This is a genomic window from Amycolatopsis cihanbeyliensis (assembly GCF_006715045.1).
Classification (GTDB): Bacteria; Actinomycetota; Actinomycetes; order Mycobacteriales; family Pseudonocardiaceae; genus Amycolatopsis; species Amycolatopsis cihanbeyliensis.
In genome coordinates this window covers 2,925,192-2,946,976 of the sequence record NZ_VFML01000001.1, presented here as the reverse complement: position 1 = coordinate 2,946,976, position 21,785 = coordinate 2,925,192, and the positions used below count along the sequence as shown (strand labels likewise).

Genomic DNA, 21,785 nt, shown 5'->3' with positions numbered 1-21,785 from the left:
GGACGACAGCCACACCTACCGCTGTGCATAACCCTCATTTACATAAGACTCCGTATCACCGCTGTGGGTGCCTAGGTTAGGGCGGCGCGTCGACTTGACGCGCGAGGCGCGCCGAGCCTTCACCCGATCTATTTGTGATCTTGATGAATGACGTCACCCGGTCGGGGGCCGGTGTCGATGGCAGGCAGGTTACGGTCTTGCGGTGCTCGATTGGCGCGCGCCACGCCCAGCGGTGCTGATTTTGCTCCTTGCCGAGGTCGTGATCGTCGGCGTGTTGCTGGCGTGGAAACACCTGGACGGCCTGGACCTCGAGGTCTACCGGCTCGGCGCGGACGCGCTGCTCAGCAGCGGCGATCCGTACGGTGTGCTGCCGCCGACCAGGGACGGCACCGTGCTGCCGTTCACCTATCCACCGTTCGCGGCGCTGGCCTTCGCTCCGCTGCTGGTGCTGCCGCTGGACATAGCGCTGGTGCTGCTCAGTGTGGTGTCGGTGCTGGCGCTGGGCGCTGTGATCGCGCTGTGCTTCGCGGGCGCGGACCGGCGGGTGTGGGTGGTCGGTGGCGCCGCGCTGGCCGTGCAGGCGGTGGCGCTGCTCAGCGAGCCGGTGCGCGCCACCCTCGGATTCGGCCAGCTCAACCTGCTGCTGATGCTGCTGGTCGGCGTGGACGTCCTGGCCCCCGGGTGGCGCTACCGCGGCGTGCTCATCGGGCTGGCCGCGGCGATCAAGCTGACCCCGGCGGCGTTCCTGCTGTTCTTCCTGCTGCGCAAGGACTTTCGCGCGGTGGTACGGGCAGCGGTGGTGTTCGGTGGCTGTGCCCTGCTGGCCTGGTTGCTGGCGCCGTCCGCCTCGGTGCGCTACTGGACCGAACTGATCTTCGCGCGGGAGCGGGTGGGGGACCCCGGCTACATCGGCAACCAGTCGTTGCGCGGGTTGCTCGCCCGGCTCGGCCCACCCGCCGAGACGCTGTTGTGGGTCGGCGCGGTGCTGCTGGTGCTCGCCGCGACGGTACTGCTGATGCGCCGCGCGCTGGCCGCGGGGCGGCCGGTGCCCGCGGTGCTGGTCTGCGCGTTGGGCGCGCTGCTGGTCTCGCCGGTCTCCTGGACGCACCACTGGGTGTGGGTGGCGCCGGTGCTCGGCGTGCTGGTGTGGTCCGGCCTGCACGGCGGCCGGACCCGAGTCGTGCTGTTGCTCGGGTCCGCCGCCGTGGCCGCGGTGGTGTTCGTGTGGAGCCCGCTGTGGGACTACCGGGATGTCTGGCCGATCAGGGAGAGCTACGTGCTGGTCGGCCTGCTTCTGCTCGGGCTACTTGGCCTGACGCTCGACGACCCACTCTATCGCCCGAGTGAGCGCGGTGACGTCGTCCGGCTCGATCGCCGGGAACAGCCCGACGCGTAGCTGGTTGCGGCCCAGCTTGCGGTACGGTTCCACGTCCACGACGCCGTTCGCGCGCAGCGTCTTCGCCACCGCGGCCGCGTCCACGTCCTCGGTGAAGTCCACCGTGCCGACCACCTGCGAGCGGTGCGCGGGGTCCTGCACGAACGGGGTCGCGTAGGAGGTCTTTTCGGCCCACTCGTACAGCCGGGTGGAGGAGTCCCTGGTACGCGCGGTCGCCCAGTCCAGCCCACCATTGCCGAGCATCCACTCGATCTGGTCGGCCAGCAGGAACAGGGTGGCCACCGCGGGGGTGTTGTAGGTCTGGTCCTTGCGCGAGTTGTCCAGCGCGGTGGTCAGCGAGAGAAACTCCGGGACCCAGCGGTCAGAGCCGCCGAGCTCGCCGATCCGGTCCAGCGCGGCCGGGGACATCAGCGCCAGCCACAACCCGCCGTCCGAGGCGAAGGACTTCTGCGGGGCGAAGTAGTAGACGTCGAAGTCCTCGGCCTTGACCGGCAGGCCGCCCGCGCCCGAGGTGGCGTCGACGGCGACCAGTGCGCCCTCGCTGCCCGCGGGCCGCCGCACCGGCACGGCCACGCCGGTGGAGGTCTCGTTGTGTGCCCAGCCGATCAGGTCGGCACCCTGCTGGTAGGCGATCTCCGGGGCGGTTCCCGGCTCCGCCTCGACCACGATCGGGTCGGCGAGGAACGGCGCGCCCTTGGTCACCTTCGCGAACTTCGTGGAGAACTCGCCGTAGGTGAAGTGCTGCGCACGTTCCCGCACGAGGCCGAACGCGGCGGCGTCCCAGAACGCGGTGGTACCGCCGTTGCCGAGCACGACCTCGTAGCCCTCCGGCAGGGAGAACAGCTCGGACAGACCTGCCCGCACCCGGCCGACCAGGGACTTCACCGGCTTCTGGCGGTGCGAGGTACCGAGCAGCGCGGCGCCTTCCTTGGCGAGGTTGGCGACCTGCTCCTGGCGGACCTTGGAGGGGCCACACCCGAAGCGGCCGTCGGCGGGCTGTAGTTCGGTGGGGAGGGTCAACTCAGCTGGATCGGTCATGCCCGGCAGTCTCTCAGGTGACCGGTCGCCCCGCCGTGACGTGGGTTACCCCGGGACCAGGGTCACCGGCCGCGCCAGCCGGCCTCGTCCACGCCACCGGGGATCGGGGCGGTCGGGTCGTAGGGCGTACGGGTGAAGATGAAGGTGGCCAGGTCCAGGTGGTGCGGGTTGCCCTCGGCGTCGCGCGCCACCCGCAGCGTCTCACCCGCGTAGTACCCGTCCAGCCCGAGCCAGGTGTCCCCGGCCTCGTCCAGCGGCCGGAAGCGGGAGGCCCGCCCGTTCCCGGTCACCGGGGCCAGGTTGACCCAGCCGCCGGGTAGCAGGCGCAGGTGGAAGGGCATCGGTCCCCAGTGCCACAGCCCGGTCAGCGCGAGCAGCCCGGCGGGCACCGGCGACGGTCGCCACGGGGCGGGCAGCTTCGGTTCGTGCTCGTCGGCGATGCTGATCAGGTCGACGGTGGTGCCCATCGGGGTCACCCCGGCGGTGGTGTTCGCCAGGAACAGCGCGCCGGTGCCGGTGGCCGGGTCGGTCATCGTGCAGGCGAGGAAGCCCGGCATCGAGCCGGTGTGCCCGGCCAGCCTGCGGCCCCCGACCCTGGCGAGCTGGAAACCGAGGCCGTAGCCCGCGGTCCAGGCGTCGCCGTCGTCCACGGTGGCGACCTCGCGCATCTCGGCCACGGTGTCCGGGTGCAGCACCTCGCCGGTGTGCCCGCCGACGAAGGCCGTCCACCTGGCAAGGTCGTCGAGTGTCGACCACAGCTGGCCCGCGGGCGCCATCGCCCCGGCGTCCGGGGCGGGCTCGGGCAGCAGCACGTCGGCGAAGGGATGCACGGCCCAGCCCTCGGCATGCTTGCCTTCCGGCTGCGGGCTGGTGCGGGACATGCCGAGGGGAACGAGGATCTCGGTCCGCAGGGCGTCCAGCCAGCTGCTGCCGCGCAGCCGGGCCACCACCTCGCCGAGCACGCCGTAGCCGGGGTTGGAGTAGTGGAATCGCCTGCCCGCCCGGTGCTTGAGCTGCTCCGGGGTCAGCCCGGCCGCGAGCTCGCCCCAGCCCTCGCCCTCGCTGCGTTCCCACCAGGAGCCAGGCGACTCGGAGGTGAGCCCGCCGGTGTGCGCGAGCAGCTGGGCGATCGTGCGATCACCGAGACTGGTACCGGGCAGGTGCTTGTCCACCTGGTCGTTCAGGTCCAGCTTCCCCTCGTCGCGCAGCCGCATGACGAGCGCGGCGACCAGTGACTTGGTGATCGAGCCCAGCCGGTACTGGGTGTCGTTGTCGGGTGCCGCGTCACCGACAAACCCACGGGCACCGGACCAGACCAGCTCCCCGTCCCGTACCACGCCCGCGACCAGGGACGGCGCGCGTCCCAGCGACTGTTCGGTGGCGATCCGGCGGAGCAGGGCGAACTCGGTCGAAGGAAGCATGAGGTGCATTCTGCCTTGCCCGGCATAACACTCAGCTCAGCAACCCGCGGCGGATGGCTGAGACCATCGGTCAATGGTCGAGGCTGTCCATGGCCGTCTTCGCTTTCGCGATTCTCTCGGCCAGTTTGGCTGGTTGGCCGGGGAAGACGTTGATGTGCTGGTTGCCGGTTGGATCGGTCAGCTCCAGTCCGATCCGGCCGGCGTCGATGTCGAGGTAGGACAGTGATGCTCGGGCTTGCTGGCGGGTGCCGTCGCGCGGTCGGTGGGCGGTGTGGAGTTGCCCGATGCCGTAGTAGGGCTGGTCCAGGATGGTGTGCAGGTCTCGTGCCTCGTGGCTGTGGACTGCACGGGTTGCGGCTGCGCACCGCCGGGTTCCGGGGGTGGGGACTGCACCGTACCGGCGTCTCGCTCGCCAGAGGGCGGGGTCCCGGGCGGCAGGGGCGCGGAGCCACCGATCACCGGTCCCGACGACCGCTGCGGCCCATTGATCTCGCTGTCCGTGCCGCCGGTTCCACCGTCGGCCAGTCCGATCGATCCGCCCGGATCGGCCATCGGCGTGTACGCGGTCGGGTAGGTCTGCCCGGTCGCCATGCTCGCCTGGTGATATGCCGAGAACGCGGCGATGTTGGTCTGGCTGTTCGTGTTGTACTCGGCCAACCGCCGCTGATGCGCCCCGAAATCCCCCGTGCTCAGCCCTTCGACAATGTCCTGCGCCGTCAGCTCCGGCGGCTGGGGCGGGACCGGAACCACCCTGCTCCGCGCCCGATCGAATGCCCCGATCTGATCGTGCGCACCGCTGTCCGCCGCCGACAGATGCTCGGCATCCTGCATCGCAGCCCTGGCCAACGGAGCAGCGGCGTTCGCGGCGGCCGCACCAGCCTCCCCCTGCCACCCCTCCTGCACCAGACTTCCGAGCGACATCACCTCATCGGCGCGTTCTTCCAGCCGACGCCGCAACCGAACGGCGGCCTCTTGCGCGGCTGACAGCTTGCCCGTGCCCTCACCACCCGTGATCTCCTGATAGATCTGAGCGGCAGTCATCGGCCCCTCAGGCATCACCGACCCCCCTTGATGTTCTGCACAACCTCCACCGCCGTGTCATGCGCAGCCTGACAAGGGTCCTTCTTGCCTACAGTCCGTTCAGACAGCACGGCTGTGAGTTCGACTGTTCGATCATCACTAGTTCCGACCGCAACGGCACATTCGCCCTGGTCTGTCTCGTCGGCGTGCCCATACGCCACCGCCGGGTACCCCTCGACGTTCGGCATCTCCCGGAAGAACTGGTAAGAGGTCCCACGCTGACGATAAATACCTGCCAAACCTGTGTCGCTGATCGTCGGTAAGTCGAGGAAAATGCCTCCGCCGACGCCACCGCGAACGCTCCACGTGCAACCGTCGCCTGTTGGACCGTCAAGTTTCGGCGTTCCCTCAATCGGTTCGCCGAGAAACCGTGTCACTTGGGCGTCGGTGAGCAGCGCGCATGGGTTGTCCTGATAGCGAGAAAGATCGAGTGGATCGTTCACTTTGGGAACTGCACCACCAGCCGCGCTGGGGCTCGGTGACGAACCTTTAGTCGAGGGGACACCGCTCGACGTGGGCACCGGTTCAGGGGCACCGCGCTCGGCGGCCGAGCAGCCAGCGAGCGACAACACACCGGCAGCAAGAAGAAGCACGCCACGACGCACGTCAGTACTCCCCCTGCTTGTTGATCTCGGCCTCGTGCTCGTCTTCGGCCGCCTCGTACTGCCCAAGCGCCGCCCGGCACTTCTTTACCTGCGCTCGGCAGTACTGCACCCGCTCATCCAGCGTGGTCAGCAGGGTTTCTCCGGAGGTACGCAACAAGGCTGCGTTGTCCTGGCTTGCGTATTCCACACCCGGACCCTGAGCCTGAGTCATGATGCGGGCATCGATCTTGTCTTCCTGATACCGATCAGCGAGGTCTTCCCACTTCTGCGCGATGGTCTCCAGCTGTTCGCGGCTGTACTTGAAGCCGGGGCCGCTGGCCGCGTGCCCGGTGGCTCCGGCGACCACGCCGGCGGCCAGCCACTCAAGGCCACCCCGCTGGGCTCCCCCGATGCTCGGGGGCGGGATATAGATGTTCGGATCGGGTAGCGCTTTCCCTTCGATCTCGGCCACCGGTACCGACCCCTCCCTGTCACGACGGGTAGCCCTCCGACGCGCCAGAGTAGCCTACGGTTTCAGCTCACGGGAGCGATTCCACGATTCCTCATCCTTGTGCATGGCCTTCGCTCCGGCTGGCAACCCGCACCACTCCTCGGATTCCCCCGGCCGGCGACATCGCCGCACCTGGCGGAACGGCGCCCCGTCCAATGCGTTCACCCGGATCAGCACGTCGCGACCGAGGTCGTGCAGTAGGTGACCGAGTTCCCGAAGCCCTTCGGTGAACTCCCCGTTGTTCTCTCTGGTGGCCAGGCGCACCGTCGCGTCCCGGTTGAGGTAGCGGCGCAACTCACGCACTCGGTCGACAAGCTGCCGATCCCGCTCGGTTAGTTCATGTCCGATGCTTTCGCTCACCGTTACTCCCTCGACCCAGCGAAGACCACCGGGAAGTCACACCCGTAACGCATGGCGGCCGACCTGCTGCTCGCGCGGAACCGGTGCGGGCCGGAAGTCGGCCTGCATCTGCTGGGGCACGGCCCCCGGCCCCCGGCGCACGTCCAGATCCGTACCCGGCCAGATGGCGCATTCGACGTTCCACAACGGTGCCGTGGGCCTACTGTCTACGGCCGGGACCGGCTCGTCGTAGCCTTCGACCGGTTCGGCTTCGATCCGTTCCCACCCGATCCGGACCATGATCGCCTCGACGGAGTATGCCGGGTCGTCGCTGGTATGACACCCATGCGACCGGGACACCAGCCGTGCGATTCCCATGCCGGCCACAACGGCCAGCAGGACGGCTACGAACTCGATCATCGCCGCTCACCGCCCGTCGTGGGATGCTCTCCGGGCGCAGCCTGGTCAAGGTTGCCGAGAAGCAAGGCCGCGGCCCCAAGCGCATCGAGCCATCGCCCTGCCTCATTCCGCGCCCGCCGTGACGCACCGGCCGCTAGCCCTCGACGCACCATCACTACCGCAAGGCTCGTCCATACCGACCAAGGCAGGTCGTTCTCACTCCGCGCGAGATGTCCGTCGCCGCTTCGCCGTTCCACGATGCGACCTCCCTGTCGTGCGTCCGCTGGCCGGTCGAAGGCCGGCGGGGCAACGGGAGTGCAAAGGGACACGAACCGCCACCCCGCCGACGACTTGGACTTAGCATTTGGACTACTCAAATGTAGAGTGCAAAAGAGTGAATCCGTGTACGCAGCGCGGCTGCGGTGAGTAGCTAGGGTTAACGCATGGCAGTAGGGACCACACGTGGCAAGCGCAGGTTGGGCAGGTTCGTCAAGCCGATCCGCCAGCGCTCGGGGCGCAAGCCCGATGAGGTGGCCAAGCTCGCGGTCTGCTCCCGCCAGACCGTCCAGCGCCTGGAGTCCGGCGACGCGCTGCCGAGCCTCGGCCGCCTGTCGGCCATCCTCGGCGTCATCGGGGCGACCGACGAGGAACGGGCACACGCCGAGCAGCTCTGGCAGGTCGCCAACGCTGACACCACCACCATCCAGCACGCCGAGAACCTCAGCGCGAAGTACCGGCGGTTCCGGATGGACGAGGCCGAGGCGGTCAAGGAACGGACGCTGGATACCGTGATCGTGCCCGGCCTGCTCCAGACACCCGAGTACGCGGCCGAGATCGCGCGCGGCCGCAAGCGACTCGACCGGTCAACGGACTGGGAGAAGCACGCGGGTGACGAGCGCCGGGACCGGCAGGCCCTGCTCCTGCGCGACCGGAACCCGCTGGTGCTGCACGCGCTCATCCACGAGGCCGCCCTGCACACGGTCGTCGGCGGGCCAGAGGTCATGGCCGCGCAACTCGACCTCCTGATCACGATGAGCGAGTTGCCGCACGTCACCATCCAGATCGTTCCGCTCGACCACGGCGCGCACGGCGCCATGACCGGGCCGTGGTTCCTGCTCAGCTTCCCCGAGGACGACGAACCGGATTCCGCCTACGCTGAGAGCGTCACCGGGCTCGACACTGTGGAGAAGCCCGAAGACGTGGCTGGTCTCTCCGACATCTGGGAAGCGATAGCCGCCACCGCGCCATCGCCCCAGCGGTCGGCGGAGATCATCGAGAGTGCAAAGGGAAGAGGTAACCAGGCATGATCACTGACCAGAGGTGGCGCAAGAGCAGCTACAGCAACTCGCAGAGCGCCTGTGTGGAACTCGCGGTCGGGCAGGACTCGGCCATGGTGCGAGACACCAAAGACAGGGAACGTGGACACCTGACCTTCCAACACTCGGCGTTCCGCGCGTTCCTCTCCGAGATACGGGCTGGCCAGCACGGCTAGCAATCGGCTGTGCCCAGAAGGGCGGCCGCGCGTTCTCCGCGGCCGCCCTTGCTCAGCTCAGCAGGCCGCGGCGCATGGCGATGGTCACGGCGGCGGTGCGGTCGGAGACGTCGAGCTTGCCGAACACGCGCAGCAGGTGGGTTTTCACGGTGGCCTCGCTGATGTGCAGTTCCCGCCCGATGTCGGCGTTGGTGTCGCCGCGGGCGACCAGCCGGAGTACCTCGATCTCCCGCGCGGACAGCTGCGGCTGGGCGGGAGCGCGGACCTGGTTGACCAGCTTGCCGGCCACCGAGGGTGCGAGCACGGTCTCGCCCCGGGCCGCGGCCCGGATCGCCCCGGCCAGTTCCGCGCGGGATGCGTCCTTGAGCAGGTAGCCCGAGGCGCCCGCCTCCACGGCGCGCAGGATGTCCGCGTCCGTCTCGTAGGTGGTCAGCACCACCACCCGCGCGTCCGGGGCGTCCCGCCGCAGCCGCCGGGTGGCGTCCACCCCGTCCATACCGGGCATCCGCAGGTCCATCAGCACGACCTCGGGGCACCGGGCCGGGACCAGTGCGACGGCCTCCGCGCCGGACCCTGCCTCGCCGACCACGGTGAGATCGTCCTCGGCTTCCAGCATCCCGCGCAGTCCCTCGCGGACAACCGGATGGTCGTCCACCAGCAGCACCTTGATCATGCCGGCACCTCCAGGTTCACTCTCGTCCCACCATCCGGTCCACTGTGTACCGTCAGCTCGCCACCCACCTGCTCGGCCCGCGCCCGCATCCCGCGCAGCCCGAAGCCGTCCGCGGGCGCGGCGGGGTCGAAGCCGCGGCCGTCGTCGCCGACGCTCAGCCGCACGCGGCCGGCGACGACCGAGAGTTCCACCGATGCCGTACGCGCGCCCGCGTGCCGCAGCACGTTGGCCAGCGACTCCTGGGCCGCGCGCAGCAGCACCACCTCGGTGGCGGTCGGCAGCTTCGGCAGCGGACCGTCGACGACACAGCGCACGGCGAGGCCGGAATCCTCGCCCGCCCGCTCGGCCTGCCGCCGGATCGCCTCCTCCAGCGAGGAGGAACCCAGCGCGGGTGGCGCCAGCGCGGTCACCATCGCCCGCGCCTCGGCGAGGTTCTCCCGTGCCGTCCGGCCCGCCAGCTCCAGATGCCGCCGCGCCGCGGACGGATTTGTGTCCACTTCGGACTCCGCGGCCTGGGTCAGGGTGACGATGCTGGTGAAGCCCTGCGCCAGGGTGTCGTGGATCTCCCTGGCCAGCCGCTCCCGCTCGGCGGCGGAACCCGCCTCGTGGGACAGCCTGGACACCTCGGCCTGGCTGTCCTCCAGCCGCGCGATCAGCCGCTTGCGCTCCTCGCTCTGCCGATCCAGCCGGTCCGTGTAGATGCCGAACACCGAGCCCATCAGGGTGATCGCCAGCATCATCGTGACCATCGAAACGCCCGCGGACACCGAGTCCAGCCCGTACAGCGTCAGCAGGGTCGGCACCAGCATCGCGACGACGAACACCGGGATCGCCTGCTTCGGCCGCAGGCACATGAAGATCATCGGGCCGAGTACGAACATCGCCATCGGGTCGTCCGCCCCAGCCAGCACGGAACCGAGATACAGCGCCAGCTGGCTCGCAAGGTACAGCCGCAGCCGCCGATCCGGCCCTTCGGCCAGGATGGGCCGCCTGCCCCAGGCGACGTAGTTGATGCCGATGGCGGCCAGCAGTCCGGCCGCGATGAACCGCCCCGTTACTGGGATGTCCTCTTCGTACAGTGTCAGCGCGACGATCGTGCCCAGCACCACCGTGAAGTAGGCGTCCCACAGCCAGAACCACCGGTGCCCGGCGTCCTGCTCCGGCCCGCTCACTCCGCCCGGTTGGTCCACCGGAACGTCAGCCTGCACAGCAGCAGCCCCGCCACGCACCAGGCGCCCAGGATCAGCGCGGTCGTTCCGAGCTCCCATTGCCCTGCCACCTCTCGAACGGCCATGTGTTCCGGCAGGAACACCGAGCGGAAGCCCTGGCAGATCCACTTGACCGGGAACAGCGACGACACCGAGACCATGATGCTCGGCAGCGCCCCGATCGGCACGAACACACCCGAGGTGAACTGTAGCCCGACGTAGACCAGCTGCATTCCGGCCGAGGCGCCGCTGACCGAGCGGGCCATCCCGCTGGCGGCCACGCCGAGCAGGCCGCAACTGATCGTGCCGAGCACGAACAGCCAGCCCAGGGTCAGCCAGTCCGCCGCGGTGTCCGGCAACCGCAGGTCGAACAGCGGTATCGCGATCGCCAGCATGAACACCAGCTGGGCCAGGCTGGACGCGCCGACCAGGATCACCTTGCCGAGGAAGTACGCGGTGGCAGGCATCGGGGTGCCGCGCAGCCGCTTCAGCGTGCCGTCCTCCCGGTCCAGCGCGACCCCGATGCCCATGCTGACGAAGGAGGTCGAGATGATCCCGGCCCCGATGATGCTGGCGGCGAACACCTGGCTGGCGGTCACCCCGCTCGGGAAGGTCTCGTCGAAGATCGTGCCCAGCAGCACCATCAGGAACGCGGGCAGCGAGAAGGTGAACACCGCGTGCTCCCGCTGCCGGAAGAACTGGCGCAGCTCGATCCCGCCGCGGGCCAGCCCGATCCGCAGGGCGCCCGGATTCGCTCGCATGGTGGTCGTCATCGGCGCTCTCCGATCAGTTCCAGGTAGGTGTCCTCCAGGCTGGGCCTGCGTACCTCCAGCCCGGCGATCTCCCCACCGCCGGAGGAGAGCTCCCTGATCAGCGCGGTCGGGGCGGTGGTCTGCCGCTCCCGCCTGCCCTCGGCGGTGGACCAGCTCACCGTCGCGGCGGCGGAGTTGCGCCCGCCGAGCGTGGCCGGGTCGCCCTCGGCGACGATCAGCCCGCCCGCGATCACCGCGACCCGCTCGGCCAGTGCCTCGGCCTCATCCAGATAGTGCGTGGTGAGCAGGATGGTGGTTCCGTCCGCGGCGAGCAGCCGGATCAGGTCCCAGAACTGCCGCCGCGCCTCCGGGTCGAACCCGGTGGTCGGCTCGTCAAGGAACAGCAGCTCCGGCCGGCCGATGATGCCCAGCGCCACGTCCAGCCTGCGGCGTTGCCCGCCGGAGAGCGCCTTGATCCTGCTGCCCGCCTGCCGCCCGAGCCCGACCAGCTCCAGCACCTCATCCGGCGCCCGCGGGTCCGGGTAGTACCCCGCGTAGTGCCGCACCGTCTCGGCCACCGTCAGGTCGGCGGCATCGGTCGCGGTCTGTAGCACGATCCCCAGCCGTGCCCGCCACCTGCCACCCGCCCGGCCAGGGTCCTCGCCGAGTACCCGTGCCTCGCCGCCGGAGCGCCTGCGATGTCCCTCCAGGATCTCCACCGTGGTCGTCTTACCCGCGCCGTTCGGTCCGAGCAGGGCGAACACCTCGCCGCGCCGGATATCCAGGTCGATGCCCGCCACGGCCGCCCGCCCGGAGTACTCCTTGCGCAGGCCGCGGGCCGTCACCACCGTCGTCTCTCCACCCATGCCCCGATCCTGCGCGGCCGAGCGGGGCGCGCGGGACGACCGGCGGGTGGAACCCGGTTGTCCATCGAACGGTGGACAACGTTATTGACAAACTGTCTAACATGACAATGTGTTTACCAAGAGCTGGGTGACGGCGAGTGATGGCGTCCGCCTCGCGGTGCGGACCAGCGGGCCGGCGGGCGCGCCCGTGGTGGTCTGCGTGCACGGCTACCCGGACAACGGCTCGATGTGGGACGGCGTGGTCGCCGAGCTCGCCGACCGGTTCCGGGTCGTGGTCTACGACGTGCGCGGCGCGGGCGAGTCGGACAAGCCGAAGCGGCGCGCCGCCTACCGGCTCGACCAGCTTGCCGACGACCTGGCCATGGTGGTGGCCGAGGCCGCCCCGGCGCGGCCGGACGGGGCCGGTGCTGGCGCGGTCCATCTCGTGGCGCATGACTGGGGCTCGATCCAGGCCTGGCACGCGGTCACCGGGGAGTGGCTACGTGGCAGGGTCGCCTCGTACACCTCGATGTCCGGGCCCTGCCTGGACTACGCCGGAGCCTGGTTCCGCGCCCAGCTCCGCCCGCGCCCGCGCGCGTTGCGCAACGCGGTCGGCCAGTTCCTGCACTCCGGCTATATCGGCTTCTTCCAGTTGCCGCTGATCCCGGAGCTCGCCTGGCGTCTCGGCCTGGCCCGCCGGGTGATCGCCGCGCTGGAGCCGGACGAGCCGAACCCGCTGACCTCGGACGGGGTGCGCGGGATCCAGCTCTACCGCGCGAACATGCTGCCCCGGATGAGCAGGCCGCGCCCGCGCACCACCGACATTCCCGTGCAGGTACTCGCGCCCACCGGCGACCGGTACGTCAGCACCCCGTTGCAGACCGAGATCCAGCGCTGGGTGCCGGACCTGCGGGTGCGCCACCTCAATGGCGGGCACTGGATCGCCAGGTCGAAGCCCGCCGTGGTGGCCCGCGCCGCGGCCGAGCTGATCGACTCCGTCGAGGGTGGCACGGAAACCCGTACCCTGCGCCGTATCCGGGTGGTGGACGGGGGAAACAAGCACCGCTTCCCCGACCGGCTGGTGGTGGTCACCGGTGCGGGCAGTGGCATCGGCAGGGCCACCGCGCTGGCCTTCGCCGAGCAGGGGGCGGATGTGGTGCTCACCGATGTCAACGCCGAGGCCGTCGCCGAGACCGCGAAGCGGGCACGCAGCTTCGGCGCCATCGCGGCTGATTACACAGTGGACTCCGCGGACGGCGAGCAGATGCGTGCCTTCGCCGCGCGGGTGCGTGCCGAGCACGGCGTGCCGGACATCGTGGTGAACAACGCCGGCATCGGCGTCTCGGGGTCCTTCCTCGACACCTCCGAGGAGGACTGGCGACGGGTCGTGGACGTCAACCTGTGGGGCGTCATCCACGGCTGCCGGGCCTTCGCCGAGCAGATGGTGGACCGTGCCGAGGGCGGGCACATCGTGAATGTCGCCTCGGCCGCCGCCTACCTGCCCTCCCGCATCATGTCGGCCTACGCCGCGACCAAATCCGCGGTGCTCACCCTGAGCGAGTGCCTGCGGGCCGAGCTGGCCGGGCAGCGCATCGGGGTGAGCGTGATCTGCCCGGGGATCGTGCGCACCGGGATCACCGGAACCACCCGGTTCACCGGCGTGGACGAGGCCGAGCAGCAGCGGCGGCAGGCCACGGCGACCAGACTCTACGCCCGGCGCGGGTTCGGCCCCGAGAAGGTGGCAAGGGACATTCTCCGTGCGGTTGAGCGAAACACCGCGCTGGCACCGTCCACACCGGAGGCCAAGGTCGCGCTGGTGCTCTCCCGGCTGACCCCCGGGCTGCTGCGGGCGGCGGCCAAGTTCGACCCCACCCCGAAGTGAGCGGCGCCCGGGCCCGCACTCCCCGCCGGATGTCACCTTCGGCCCGGCGGGAGCAGCTGATCACCGCCGCGCTGGAGCTGTTCAGCACCCAGCCGCCGGAACGGGTTTCGGTGGACGACATCGTGGCCGTGGCCGAGGTCTCCCGGCCGCTGTTCTATCGCTACTTCGCCAACATCCGTGAGCTGCACCTGGCCGCACTGCGGTCGGTGACCGACGGCCTGATCGACCGGCTGGCCCGGCACCAGGAGGACGCGCCACCGCTGGAGCGGCTGCGTTCCTCGGTCCGCGGGCTGATCGCGGTGGCGGACGAGTACCGTGCCGGGTACATCGCGCTGCTGCGCAGCGGGTCGGTGGTGGCCACCTCGGAGACCGACGCCGTGGTGGACCGGGTGCGCAACCGGGCGGTGGAGCTGATCCTGCGGTACACCGGGATCACCGAACCGTCCCCGCTGCTGCTGGTCACCCTGCGCTGCTGGACGGCGGTGGTGGAGGGTGCGTTGCTCACCTGGTTACAGGAGGGCACCCCGGCCAGGGCCGAACTGGCAGGCTGGCTGGTCGACCAGCTCGTGGCTATGGTCTCCGCCACCGCGGCCCACGATCCCGCGCTGGCGGAATGGCTCGCCTACAGCAGCGAGACGCTGTCCCAGCCCTCGATCTCCTCCGGCCGGCGCGGGCCGGGGCCGACGTAGGTCGCCGAGGGGCGGACCAGCCTGCCGGTCTGCTTCTGCTCCAGGATGTGCGCGGCCCAGCCCGCGGTGCGGGCCGAGGTGAACATCGCGGGCATCATGTGCGGCGGCACCTGCGCGAAGTCCAGGATCACCGCGGCCCAGAACTCGACATTGGTCTCGATCGCCCGGTCCGGGCGGCGTTCGCGCAGCTCGGCCAGCGCCGCCTGCTCCAGCGCGGCCGCCACCTCGTAACGCTCGGCGCCGAGCTCGCGGCAGGTGCGCCGCAGCGCCCTCGCCCTGGGGTCCTCGGCCCGGTACACCCGGTGCCCGAAGCCCATCAGCCGCTCCTTGCGGTCCAGAATGCCCTTGACCACGGTGCGGGCGTCCCCGGTCTGCTCCACCTCGGCGATCATCGGCAGCACCCTGGCCGGGGCACCGCCGTGCAGCGGCCCGGACATCGCGCCGATCGCACCGGAAAGGCAGGCCGCGACATCGGCACCGGTGGAGGCGATCACCCGCGCGGTGAAGGTGGAGGCGTTCAGGCCGTGCTCGGCCGCCGATACCCAGTACGCGTCCAGCGCCTTGACGTGCGCCGGGTCCGGGTCGCCGCGCCAGCGCACCAGGAACCGCTCGGTGATCGAGGTCGCCTCGTCCACCCTGGACTGCGGCACCGCGGGGTGGCCGACCCCACGGGCGGACTGGGCCACGTAGGACAGCGCCATCACCGAGGCGCGGGCGAGCTGGTCGCGCGCGGTCTCGTCGGGAATGTCCAGCAGCGGCTGGTAGCCCCAGATCGGCGCGAGCATGGCCAGCGCGGCCTGCACGTCCACTCGCACGTCGCCAGTGTGCACCGGGATCGGGAAGGCCTCCGCGGGCGGAAGGCCGCGCCCGAAGCGTCCGTCGACGAGCAGCGCCCAGACGTCGCCGAAGGACACCTTGCCCGCGAGGTCCTCGATATCGACGCCCCGGTAACGCAGGGCACCACCGTCCCGGTCGGGCTCGGCGATCTCGGTGCGGGCCGCGACGACACCTTCCAGGCCAGGACGGAAGCCGTCGTCCGGCTGCCCTGCGGGTGTCGTGGTCTGACTGTTCGAGACAGGCACTGAGGTAGTCACTGGAGGAGGCCTTTCACTGCGCGTTCCCCGGCAGGTGGTGGTGGCACGTGCGAGGGCGACGCAGGCGGCGCGCCTCTTCGCACGGTGTCACCAAACAGTGCTCCTCCAGCCGGACGGGAGCAACAGGAACAAGTGGTGCTTTCGGTCACGATTACGAGAACGATTCAGCCCACTTGCGGCCGGGGCCGAAAATATCCCGGCCCGGAGCCCCGCTAGCAGGAGTTACCTGCGGGTTTGCCGGCGAACCGCGCGCCGAGCCATTCCATCGCGATCGGCCCGCCCACGGCGACCCCGACAATGTGCTCGGCCAGCGGAATGGTCTTCCACTGCACGGTGGCACCGAGCCCGCAGTAGCGGTCCCGCAGTTTCCGGCCGGTGGTGTACGGGATCAGCTCGTCGAAGGCCGCGTGGTACAGCAGCACCGGCGTACTCGGCGCCCGCGCGCCCGCCCGGTTCTCGGCCAGCCTGGCCCGCCAGCGCGGATCTTCGAGCGGGTCCCGCATGGTGACCAGATCGTTCAGCCGGGTGAACGGTGCCGCGGCACGTGGCCGAGCAGGGGCTGGCCCCGGCACGGGACTACCGGCTGGCCGCGATCGCGCTGGTCGGTGCGGTTACCGGGCTGCTGCGGGAGTGGCAGGCGCGTACCCCGCCGTGGCCGGTCGCCGAGATCGCCGCCGAGATCAAAGGGGTGATGCTGGCCGCGATCACGCGGGGGCCCGGGTAACCGGGTGGTGGTTATCACCGTTCAGGAGGTTTCCCCCGCCTGCGAGCAGGGCCTACCTTCGCGGATAGAGGGGCCAGGAAACGCCGTGGGCGGGTGTGGAGGTAGGCGAGCATGCCGGAGTTCGACGACGTGGACACGATGGGCGACCGCGGTGACCTGGCCTTGTGCCTGCCCGGTATGCGGGTCTCCTACGAGAGCGAGCCGCTGGAGGAGGCCGCACTGGCCGGGACCTGGACCGAGCAGCTACAGCACTGGCTGGACCAGGCGGTGTCCGCGGGCGTCGCGGAGCCGAACGCGATGGTGCTCGCCACCGCCGACGCCGAGGGGCGGCCCTCCTCGCGCACGGTCCTGTGCAAGGGGCTGGACCCGCGCGGGGTGGTCTTCTACACCAACTACACCTCGGCCAAGAGCCACGACCTGACCGTCACCCGGTATGCCTCGGTGACCTTCCCCTGGTACGCGCTGCACCGCCAGGTGACCGTGCGCGGCGAGGTGGAGAAGGTGGACGTCTCGGAGACCGCCGCCTACTGGGCCTCCCGGCCGCGCGGCTCGCAGCTCGGCGCCTGGGCGTCCCCGCAGTCGCGGGTGGTCGGGGGCAGGCGCGAGCTGGACAACGCGCTGCACAGCGTCCAGCGCCGGTTCGCCGACGTCGAGCAGGTGCCCTTCCCGCCGCACTGGGGCGGCTGGCGGATCCGTCCCGACCTGGTCGAGTTCTGGCAGGGGCGGCAGGACCGCATGCACGACCGCCTGCGCTACGTCCGCACCGAGGACGGCTGGGCCCTGGAGCGTATCGCCCCCTGAGCCACGGAAAAGCGGGTGCGGTGAGGTAGTTAGCGGGGCTAAGCTCCGCCGCCGTGACTGATCCGGGGGAGGCCGAGCGGCGCGGGGCTCGCCGGGGACTCGGTTCGATCGTGGTCGACACCCGCCCGCTGCGCATCCCGGCCTTCCGCAGGCTGTGGACCTCCACCGCGGTCACCGCGGTCGGCAGCCAGCTGACCTCGGTCGCGGTGCCCAAGCAGGTCTTCGACCTCACTGGATCCTCCGGCTACGTCGGGCTGGCCAGCGTGGTCGCCCTGGTCCCGTTGCTGATCTTCGGCTTGTGGGGCGGCGCCATCGCCGACACCGTGGACCGCCGCAAGCTGCTGCTGGTCACCAACATCGGTATCGCGGTGAGCGTGCTCCTGCTGTGGGCGCAGGCCTTCCTCGAGGCCGGGTCGGTGTGGCTGGTGTTCGTGCTGATGGCCACGCTGCAGGCGTTCGTCGCGGTGAACATGCCGGCCCGCAGCGCCATGGTCGCCCGCCTGGTGCCCGCCGACCTGCTGTCCTCGGCGGTCGCGTTGAACGCCACCACGATGGTGTTCGGCTTCGTGTTCGGCCCGATGGCGGCCGGGGCGCTGCTGCCCGTGCTCGGGCTGCCCGCGCTGTTCCTGATCGACGGTGCCGCGCTGCTGCTGATGCTGCCGGTGGTCGCCCGGCTGCCCGCGCTGCCGCCGCTGAACGGCGCGACCCGCCGCGCCGGGCTGCGCGATGTCGTCGACGGCTTCCGTTACCTGGCCGCGAAGAAGATCCTGCTGGCCTCCTTCCTGCTGGACATCATCGCGATGGTGGTCGGCATGCCGAGAGCGCTGTTCCCGGAGATGGCCGAGCGGACCTTCGGTGACCCGCCGGGCGGCGGGCTCGCGCTGGGCTGGCTGTACGCGGCCATGGCGATCGGCGCGCTGGCCTGCGGGCTCGCCTCCGGGTGGCTGACCCGGATCGCCCGGCACGGCGTCGGGGTCACCGTCGCGGTGTGTGCCTGGGGCATCACGATGATCGGGTTCGGCCTCGCCGACTCGCTCTGGCTCGCGGTGGTCTTCCTCGCCCTCGGCGGGGTGGCCGACTTCGTCAGCATGGTCTTCCGCAACGCGATCCTGCAGGCCGCCGCCACCGACGAGATGCGCGGCCGGCTGCAGGGGGTGAACACCGTGGTGGTCGCCGGCGGTCCGCGGCTCGCCGATGGGGTGCACGGCTGGGCGGGCGCCGCCGTGGGCACCACCGCGGCGACCACCGGCGGTGGTGTGCTGGTCGTGCTGTGCGCGCTCGGCGCCGTGGCGCTGCTGCCCGCGTTCTGGCGCTATCGCTCGCAGGCCGCCGGGTGAACGCGTTGCGCGGCAGGCGCCCTCAGGCCGCGGTGCGCCGGGACTGGCGCAGCTCCACGGCGCTGTGCGCGGAGAACATAGTCACCTCGTCGGTGTGCGTGGCCGCGAGTTCCTGCAACCGCGCCAGGTTCTCCCTGCGCTTGGCGCCGTCGGTCTGCATCAGCACCTGGAACACGCTCAGCGCGGGAGTACAATGTGGACGGATCGGATCCATTTGCCCGTGGTAGAAGTAGGCGTCCCCTGCGTGCAGCAGCCAGCCGGCGCCGGTGTCCACCGCCACCCCGGCATGGCCCGCGGTGTGCCCGGCAAGCGGGACAAGCAGGATCTCCGGCGGCAGGCCGTCCAGTTGCCGGACCGCCTGGAATCCGAACCAGTTCTCGCCCGGTTCGGCGTAGCTGGCCCAGCGCGGTTCGTGCCGGAACTGGATATCGCGGTACCGGGTACGGGCGAGCTGGGTCGCCGGCGCGGTCGCCGCCCGCAGTTCCTCGGCGTACACGTGCACGGTGGCCTCCGGGAAGTCGGCCAGCCCGCCTGCGTGGTCCAGGTCGAGGTGGGTGAGCACGACATGCCGCACCTCGGCCGGGTCGAGCCCGAGGGCGCGGATCTGCGCGGCCGGGGTCTGCTCCAGGTCGGCCTGCGGGTTGATCAGGGTGCTGAACTGGGCACCGAACCACTCGCGGGGGCGCCGCATCCCCTGTTCGCCGAGCCCGGTGTCCACCAGTACCAGCCCGGACCCGGTCTCGATCAGCAGGCAGTGGCAGACCATCTCGGCCTGGTGCAGGAAGCCGCCCTGGCCGTCGACCAGCCGCCCGCCGAGTGGGCGCAGGGTGCCGCAGTTGAGATGGTGAACGCGCATCAGGAGAACTCCTTGTCCAGGGTGGCGCGCAGGTGGCGACCCACCGTGCGCAGTGGTTCCAGGTCGCGTTGGGTCCTGGCGAGCAGTAGCCCGCCCTCGATACCCGCGATGGCGACACCGGCGAGCGAGCTCGCCCGCTCGCGGTCGATTCCCTGCCCGGCGAGGTGGTCGGTGACGACCTCCTGCCAGGAGAGGTAGCCCGCGGCGCAGGATTGCCGGATCGGCTCGCTGTCCGTGGCCTCCAGCGCGACCGTCGCGAGTGGACAGCCGCGCTGGAAGTCGGAGGCCAGTAGTTCGGCGCCGAGGGTCTCCACCACGGTGTCGATTGCCTCGGCGGTGCTCGCGGTGCCGGTGAAGATCTCCCGCAGCCGCTCGCACAGGTGCCGGGCCGCGGCGTCCAGTGCCTCGGTGGCCAGTTGCTCCTTGCCGCCGGGGAAGTGGAAGTACACCGACCCCTTCGGTGCTCCGCCCGCGCTGACCAGCTGGTTCAGCCCGGTGGCGTGGTAGCCCTTGGTGCGGAAAAGGGCGGCGGCGGTGTCCAGCATCCGCTGCCGGGTGTCGGTACGGCGAGGCATGTACCCGACCTTATTATGACGACCGGTCTAGTAACAATGGCCTGCGAGTCTCAGTTTGTCGCTCTCTGCTGGCAGGATCCGGTAATCGATCGTGCACAGGAGGTAACAGCAGTGTGGACTCGCACCAGCCCGGTGCTCAGCAGGCGGCGGCTCGGCGCCCGGCTCAAGCGGTTGCGCGAGCGGCGGCGGATGAGCGTGGAGGAGGCCGCGCCGAAGCTGGACGTCTCCCGCGCCACCCTGCACCGGATCGAGACCGGTGGTGGTGCCGATGTGCACTTCGTCCGCTCCGCGATGGACCTCTACGACTCCTACGAGGAGGAGCTGCTGGAGCTGGCCCGCGCCGGGCGGCGCCGGGGCTGGTGGAAGATCTACGACGTGCACGACCAGGGCTACATCGGGATGGAGACCGAGGCCGTCGAGGTGTGCGAGTTCCAGCTCTCCCATCTACCGGGGCTGTTACAGACCGAGAGTTACATGCGGACCGTGTTCGAGGCGAACAACGCGCGGTGGACCGAGGCCGAGGTGGCGAACAACATCATCGTCCGCAAGCGGCGGCAGGACCGGCTCACCGACGCCCAGGCCCCGCTGCGGCTGACCGCGGTGCTGGACGAGGCCGTGCTGCGCCGCCCGATCGGCGGTGTCGAGGTGATGCGCGAGCAACTGCGGTACCTGCTGGAGCGGGCCGAGTTGCCCACCGTCTCGCTCCAGGTGATCCCGTTCGGGCCGCTGCCGCATCCGGGTATGGACGGCACCTTCATCATTCTGCGCTTCGCCGAGGACGAGGACCCGGACCTGCTCTACCAGGAGAGCGTCACCGGCTCGGTGCAAACGGAGAAACCGAGGCAACTGCGGGCTGCTAGGCTGGCCTTTGACCGGCTACGTTCCGAGGCGCTGCCGCCGCCGGAGTCGGCGACGTTCATCGCGGAGGTGGCCGCGCAGCTGTAGTCGAGCCGGAGCGAGGCGATCCTGGTGTCCACTGTAGACCTCTCGTTCGCCGAGTGGCGCAGGAGCAGCTACAGCAACGGCGGTGGGAACGCGGCCTGTGTCGAGGTCGCCTTCGCCGCCGAGGTGGTCGCGGTACGGGACTCCAAGCTGCCCTCGGGCGGCGCCCTGCTCCTCTCCGAAGCGGCCTGGGGTGCCTTGCGCGCGGTGGCCGCTCGGTAGATTCCCGGCATGGCGAATCCGACCGGGGAACAGTTCGAACTCACCATGGGCCGTGCCCGCGCGGTGGTCACCGAGGTCGGCGCGGGCCTGCGCGCCTTCGAGGTCGGCGGCACGCCGTACCTGGAGACCTTCGACCCGGCGGACCGCCCGCCGAAGGGCGCGGGCCAGGTGCTGCTGCCCTGGCCCAACCGCACCAAGGACGCGCGCTGGACCCACCAGGGCGAGGAGCAGCAGCTCGAGGTCACCGAGCCCGCCCGGGGCAACGCCATACACGGCCTGACCCGGCACCGGGAATGGACGCTGCTGGAGCACGCCGAATCGTCCATCACCATGGCGATCGACATCGAGGACGAACCCGGCTGGCCGGTGCCGCTGCGGGCGCAGATCACCTACGCGCTCGCGCCCCGGGAGCTGACCGTGACCCACGAGGTGCGCAACACCGGGGAGCAGGAGGTCGGCTTCGGCGTGGGCACCCATCCCTACCTCCGGATCGGTGATCTCCCCACCGACGACCTCACCCTCACCCTGCCGGCGAGCAGGGTGCGTCCCTACCTGGCGGAGGAGCAGCTGCCCTACGCCGAGGAGCAGGACGTCGAGGGCACCGAGTACGACCTGCGGGCGGGACGGCCGCTGGCGGAGCTCGACCTGGACACCGCTTTCGGCGGTCTGGCCCCCGGCGAGGACGGCCGCCATCACCACCTGCTCACGCACGGCGGCACCGCGCTGGAGGTGTGGACCGACCCGGACTTCGGCTGGGTGCAGGTGTTCACGCCGGACGACCTCGTGGGCCGGGGACGTGCCGTGGCGATCGAGCCGATGACCTGCCCGGCCGACGCGCTGAACTCCGGTACCGACCTGATCACCCTGGCGGCGGGGGAGTCCTGGCAGGGGAGTTGGGGGATCCTGCTGCGCGAGCGGGCCTAGT

At 70.4% G+C, this 21,785-nt stretch carries 26 protein-coding genes; 11 read left to right on the top strand and 15 right to left on the bottom strand.

Annotation, left to right across the window (positions count from 1 at the left end):
• Window positions 1-202: 202 nt before the first annotated feature.
• Window positions 203-1,396 carry a glycosyltransferase 87 family protein gene (locus tag FB471_RS13025; protein WP_246076383.1) on the top strand — a complete coding sequence of 398 codons (1,194 nt, stop codon included), beginning with the start codon at window positions 203-205 and terminating at the stop codon, window positions 1,394-1,396.
• Here FB471_RS13025 and serC read toward each other — a convergent pair.
• The 7 genes from serC to FB471_RS12990 all read right to left on the bottom strand — a co-directional run bounded on the left by serC (window position 1,304) and on the right by FB471_RS12990 (window position 6,789).
• Complete coding sequence (gene serC / locus FB471_RS13020; RefSeq protein ID WP_141998191.1) at window positions 1,304-2,434, bottom strand: phosphoserine transaminase; 1,131 nt, start codon at window positions 2,432-2,434, stop codon at window positions 1,304-1,306. The genes FB471_RS13025 and serC overlap by 93 nt on opposite strands.
• A 62-nt stretch (window positions 2,435-2,496) precedes the next feature.
• Complete coding sequence (locus tag FB471_RS13015; RefSeq protein ID WP_141998189.1) at window positions 2,497-3,855, bottom strand: serine hydrolase domain-containing protein; 1,359 nt, start codon at window positions 3,853-3,855, stop codon at window positions 2,497-2,499.
• Window positions 3,856-4,032: 177 nt separating this feature from the next.
• Complete coding sequence (locus FB471_RS13010) at window positions 4,033-4,896, bottom strand: PPE domain-containing protein (RefSeq protein ID WP_170220797.1); 864 nt, start codon at window positions 4,894-4,896, stop codon at window positions 4,033-4,035.
• 14 nt (window positions 4,897-4,910) lie between these two features.
• Window positions 4,911-5,540, bottom strand: coding sequence for a DUF3558 domain-containing protein (locus tag FB471_RS13005; RefSeq protein ID WP_170220796.1), 630 nt, complete (start codon window positions 5,538-5,540; stop codon window positions 4,911-4,913).
• Between the two features lies 1 nt (window position 5,541).
• Window positions 5,542-5,991, bottom strand: a complete 450-nt coding sequence (locus FB471_RS13000; protein ID WP_141998183.1) for a hypothetical protein — start codon at window positions 5,989-5,991, stop codon at window positions 5,542-5,544.
• Window positions 5,992-6,045: 54 nt separating this feature from the next.
• Window positions 6,046-6,390: a hypothetical protein gene (locus FB471_RS12995; protein ID WP_141998181.1), complete on the bottom strand. Its 345-nt coding sequence runs from the start codon at window positions 6,388-6,390 to the stop codon at window positions 6,046-6,048.
• Between the two features lie 36 nt (window positions 6,391-6,426).
• Window positions 6,427-6,789, bottom strand: a complete 363-nt coding sequence (locus FB471_RS12990) for a hypothetical protein (RefSeq protein WP_141998179.1) — start codon at window positions 6,787-6,789, stop codon at window positions 6,427-6,429.
• Between the two features lie 422 nt (window positions 6,790-7,211).
• Here FB471_RS12990 and FB471_RS12985 point away from each other — a divergent pair, with 422 nt between their 5' ends.
• Window positions 7,212-8,075, top strand: coding sequence for a helix-turn-helix domain-containing protein (locus FB471_RS12985; RefSeq protein ID WP_141998177.1), 864 nt, complete (start codon window positions 7,212-7,214; stop codon window positions 8,073-8,075).
• Window positions 8,072-8,260, top strand: a complete 189-nt coding sequence (locus tag FB471_RS12980) for a DUF397 domain-containing protein (protein WP_141998175.1) — start codon at window positions 8,072-8,074, stop codon at window positions 8,258-8,260. The genes FB471_RS12985 and FB471_RS12980 overlap by 4 nt, the downstream gene beginning before the upstream one ends.
• A gap of 52 nt (window positions 8,261-8,312) precedes the next feature.
• On the opposite strand, the gene FB471_RS12975 is transcribed toward FB471_RS12980, so the two are convergent.
• Genes FB471_RS12975 through FB471_RS12960 form a run of 4 tightly spaced genes read right to left on the bottom strand, consistent with a single transcriptional unit; the run spans window position 8,313 to window position 11,759 of the window.
• Window positions 8,313-8,933: a response regulator transcription factor gene (locus tag FB471_RS12975; protein WP_141998173.1), complete on the bottom strand. Its 621-nt coding sequence runs from the start codon at window positions 8,931-8,933 to the stop codon at window positions 8,313-8,315.
• The gene (locus FB471_RS12970; protein WP_246076382.1) at window positions 8,930-10,141 is read right to left on the bottom strand and encodes a sensor histidine kinase; all 1,212 of its coding nucleotides are present in this window, start codon (window positions 10,139-10,141) and stop codon (window positions 8,930-8,932) included. Before FB471_RS12970 ends, FB471_RS12975 begins: the two co-directional genes overlap by 4 nt.
• Window positions 10,102-10,914: an ABC transporter permease gene (locus FB471_RS12965; protein WP_141998169.1), complete on the bottom strand. Its 813-nt coding sequence runs from the start codon at window positions 10,912-10,914 to the stop codon at window positions 10,102-10,104. The genes FB471_RS12970 and FB471_RS12965 overlap by 40 nt, the downstream gene beginning before the upstream one ends.
• On the bottom strand, window positions 10,911-11,759 hold the full coding sequence (locus FB471_RS12960) for an ABC transporter ATP-binding protein (protein WP_141998167.1): 849 nt from the start codon (window positions 11,757-11,759) through the stop codon (window positions 10,911-10,913). Before FB471_RS12960 ends, FB471_RS12965 begins: the two co-directional genes overlap by 4 nt.
• 127 nt (window positions 11,760-11,886) lie before the next feature.
• Between FB471_RS12960 and FB471_RS12955 the strand changes: the two genes are divergently transcribed.
• Window positions 11,887-13,620: an SDR family oxidoreductase gene (locus FB471_RS12955; RefSeq protein ID WP_141998165.1), complete on the top strand. Its 1,734-nt coding sequence runs from the start codon at window positions 11,887-11,889 to the stop codon at window positions 13,618-13,620.
• A 29-nt stretch (window positions 13,621-13,649) separates the two neighbouring features.
• Entirely contained in the window at window positions 13,650-14,309 is a 660-nt protein-coding gene (locus tag FB471_RS12950) for a TetR/AcrR family transcriptional regulator (RefSeq protein WP_141998163.1), read from the top strand.
• Here FB471_RS12950 and FB471_RS12945 read toward each other — a convergent pair.
• Both FB471_RS12945 and FB471_RS12940 read right to left on the bottom strand, forming a co-directional pair.
• A complete protein-coding gene (locus FB471_RS12945; protein ID WP_425457058.1) occupies window positions 14,243-15,391 on the bottom strand; it encodes a citrate synthase 2 in 1,149 nt (382 codons plus the stop codon). The genes FB471_RS12950 and FB471_RS12945 overlap by 67 nt on opposite strands.
• Before the next feature lie 224 nt (window positions 15,392-15,615).
• A complete protein-coding gene (locus tag FB471_RS12940) occupies window positions 15,616-15,906 on the bottom strand; it encodes a lipase family protein (protein WP_141998160.1) in 291 nt (96 codons plus the stop codon).
• A gap of 29 nt (window positions 15,907-15,935) precedes the next feature.
• Between FB471_RS12940 and FB471_RS12935 the strand changes: the two genes are divergently transcribed.
• From FB471_RS12935 to FB471_RS12925, 3 genes are all read left to right on the top strand, one after another.
• Window positions 15,936-16,127, top strand: coding sequence for a hypothetical protein (locus tag FB471_RS12935; protein WP_246076381.1), 192 nt, complete (start codon window positions 15,936-15,938; stop codon window positions 16,125-16,127).
• A 111-nt stretch (window positions 16,128-16,238) separates the two neighbouring features.
• Window positions 16,239-16,928 carry a pyridoxamine 5'-phosphate oxidase gene (gene pdxH / locus FB471_RS12930; RefSeq protein ID WP_211358023.1) on the top strand — a complete coding sequence of 230 codons (690 nt, stop codon included), beginning with the start codon at window positions 16,239-16,241 and terminating at the stop codon, window positions 16,926-16,928.
• A 53-nt stretch (window positions 16,929-16,981) separates the two neighbouring features.
• Complete coding sequence (locus tag FB471_RS12925; RefSeq protein ID WP_141998157.1) at window positions 16,982-18,265, top strand: MFS transporter; 1,284 nt, start codon at window positions 16,982-16,984, stop codon at window positions 18,263-18,265.
• 22 nt (window positions 18,266-18,287) lie between these two features.
• Here FB471_RS12925 and FB471_RS12920 read toward each other — a convergent pair whose 3' ends face one another.
• Window positions 18,288-19,121: an MBL fold metallo-hydrolase gene (locus FB471_RS12920; RefSeq protein WP_141998155.1), complete on the bottom strand. Its 834-nt coding sequence runs from the start codon at window positions 19,119-19,121 to the stop codon at window positions 18,288-18,290.
• Window positions 19,121-19,696: a TetR/AcrR family transcriptional regulator gene (locus FB471_RS12915; protein ID WP_141998153.1), complete on the bottom strand. Its 576-nt coding sequence runs from the start codon at window positions 19,694-19,696 to the stop codon at window positions 19,121-19,123. Before FB471_RS12915 ends, FB471_RS12920 begins: the two co-directional genes overlap by 1 nt.
• Before the next feature lie 111 nt (window positions 19,697-19,807).
• On the opposite strand from FB471_RS12915, the gene FB471_RS12910 reads away from it, so the two are divergent.
• From FB471_RS12910 to FB471_RS12900, 3 genes are read left to right on the top strand one after another with little or no spacing between them, the layout of a single operon-like run.
• Window positions 19,808-20,641 (top strand): DUF5753 domain-containing protein, encoded by an 834-nt coding sequence (locus FB471_RS12910; protein ID WP_246076380.1) that lies wholly within the window; start codon window positions 19,808-19,810, stop codon window positions 20,639-20,641.
• A gap of 24 nt (window positions 20,642-20,665) precedes the next feature.
• Window positions 20,666-20,860, top strand: a complete 195-nt coding sequence (locus FB471_RS12905; RefSeq protein WP_425457057.1) for a DUF397 domain-containing protein — start codon at window positions 20,666-20,668, stop codon at window positions 20,858-20,860.
• Window positions 20,861-20,869: 9 nt separating this feature from the next.
• Complete coding sequence (locus FB471_RS12900; RefSeq protein ID WP_141998147.1) at window positions 20,870-21,784, top strand: aldose 1-epimerase family protein; 915 nt, start codon at window positions 20,870-20,872, stop codon at window positions 21,782-21,784.
• Window position 21,785 lies beyond the last annotated feature (1 nt).

What these genes read in the sequence shown, in the direction of transcription:
- serC (WP_141998191.1), bottom strand. Translation starts at nt 2,434, where the DNA reads ATGACCGATCCAGCTGAGTTGACCCTCCCCACCGAACTACAGCCCGCC.
- FB471_RS13015 (WP_141998189.1), bottom strand. Translation starts at nt 3,855, where the DNA reads ATGCTTCCTTCGACCGAGTTCGCCCTGCTCCGCCGGATCGCCACCGAA.
- FB471_RS13010 (WP_170220797.1), bottom strand. Translation starts at nt 4,896, where the DNA reads ATGACTGCCGCTCAGATCTATCAGGAGATCACGGGTGGTGAGGGCACG.
- FB471_RS12990 (WP_141998179.1), bottom strand. Translation starts at nt 6,789, where the DNA reads ATGATCGAGTTCGTAGCCGTCCTGCTGGCCGTTGTGGCCGGCATGGGA.
- FB471_RS12985 (WP_141998177.1), top strand. Translation starts at nt 7,212, where the DNA reads ATGGCAGTAGGGACCACACGTGGCAAGCGCAGGTTGGGCAGGTTCGTC.
- FB471_RS12980 (WP_141998175.1), top strand. Translation starts at nt 8,072, where the DNA reads ATGATCACTGACCAGAGGTGGCGCAAGAGCAGCTACAGCAACTCGCAG.
- FB471_RS12975 (WP_141998173.1), bottom strand. Translation starts at nt 8,933, where the DNA reads ATGATCAAGGTGCTGCTGGTGGACGACCATCCGGTTGTCCGCGAGGGA.
- FB471_RS12965 (WP_141998169.1), bottom strand. Translation starts at nt 10,914, where the DNA reads ATGACGACCACCATGCGAGCGAATCCGGGCGCCCTGCGGATCGGGCTG.
- FB471_RS12960 (WP_141998167.1), bottom strand. Translation starts at nt 11,759, where the DNA reads ATGGGTGGAGAGACGACGGTGGTGACGGCCCGCGGCCTGCGCAAGGAG.
- FB471_RS12950 (WP_141998163.1), top strand. Translation starts at nt 13,650, where the DNA reads ATGTCACCTTCGGCCCGGCGGGAGCAGCTGATCACCGCCGCGCTGGAG.
- FB471_RS12940 (WP_141998160.1), bottom strand. Translation starts at nt 15,906, where the DNA reads ATGCGGGACCCGCTCGAAGATCCGCGCTGGCGGGCCAGGCTGGCCGAG.
- pdxH (WP_211358023.1), top strand. Translation starts at nt 16,239, where the DNA reads ATGCCGGAGTTCGACGACGTGGACACGATGGGCGACCGCGGTGACCTG.
- FB471_RS12920 (WP_141998155.1), bottom strand. Translation starts at nt 19,121, where the DNA reads ATGCGCGTTCACCATCTCAACTGCGGCACCCTGCGCCCACTCGGCGGG.
- FB471_RS12915 (WP_141998153.1), bottom strand. Translation starts at nt 19,696, where the DNA reads ATGCCTCGCCGTACCGACACCCGGCAGCGGATGCTGGACACCGCCGCC.
- FB471_RS12900 (WP_141998147.1), top strand. Translation starts at nt 20,870, where the DNA reads ATGGCGAATCCGACCGGGGAACAGTTCGAACTCACCATGGGCCGTGCC.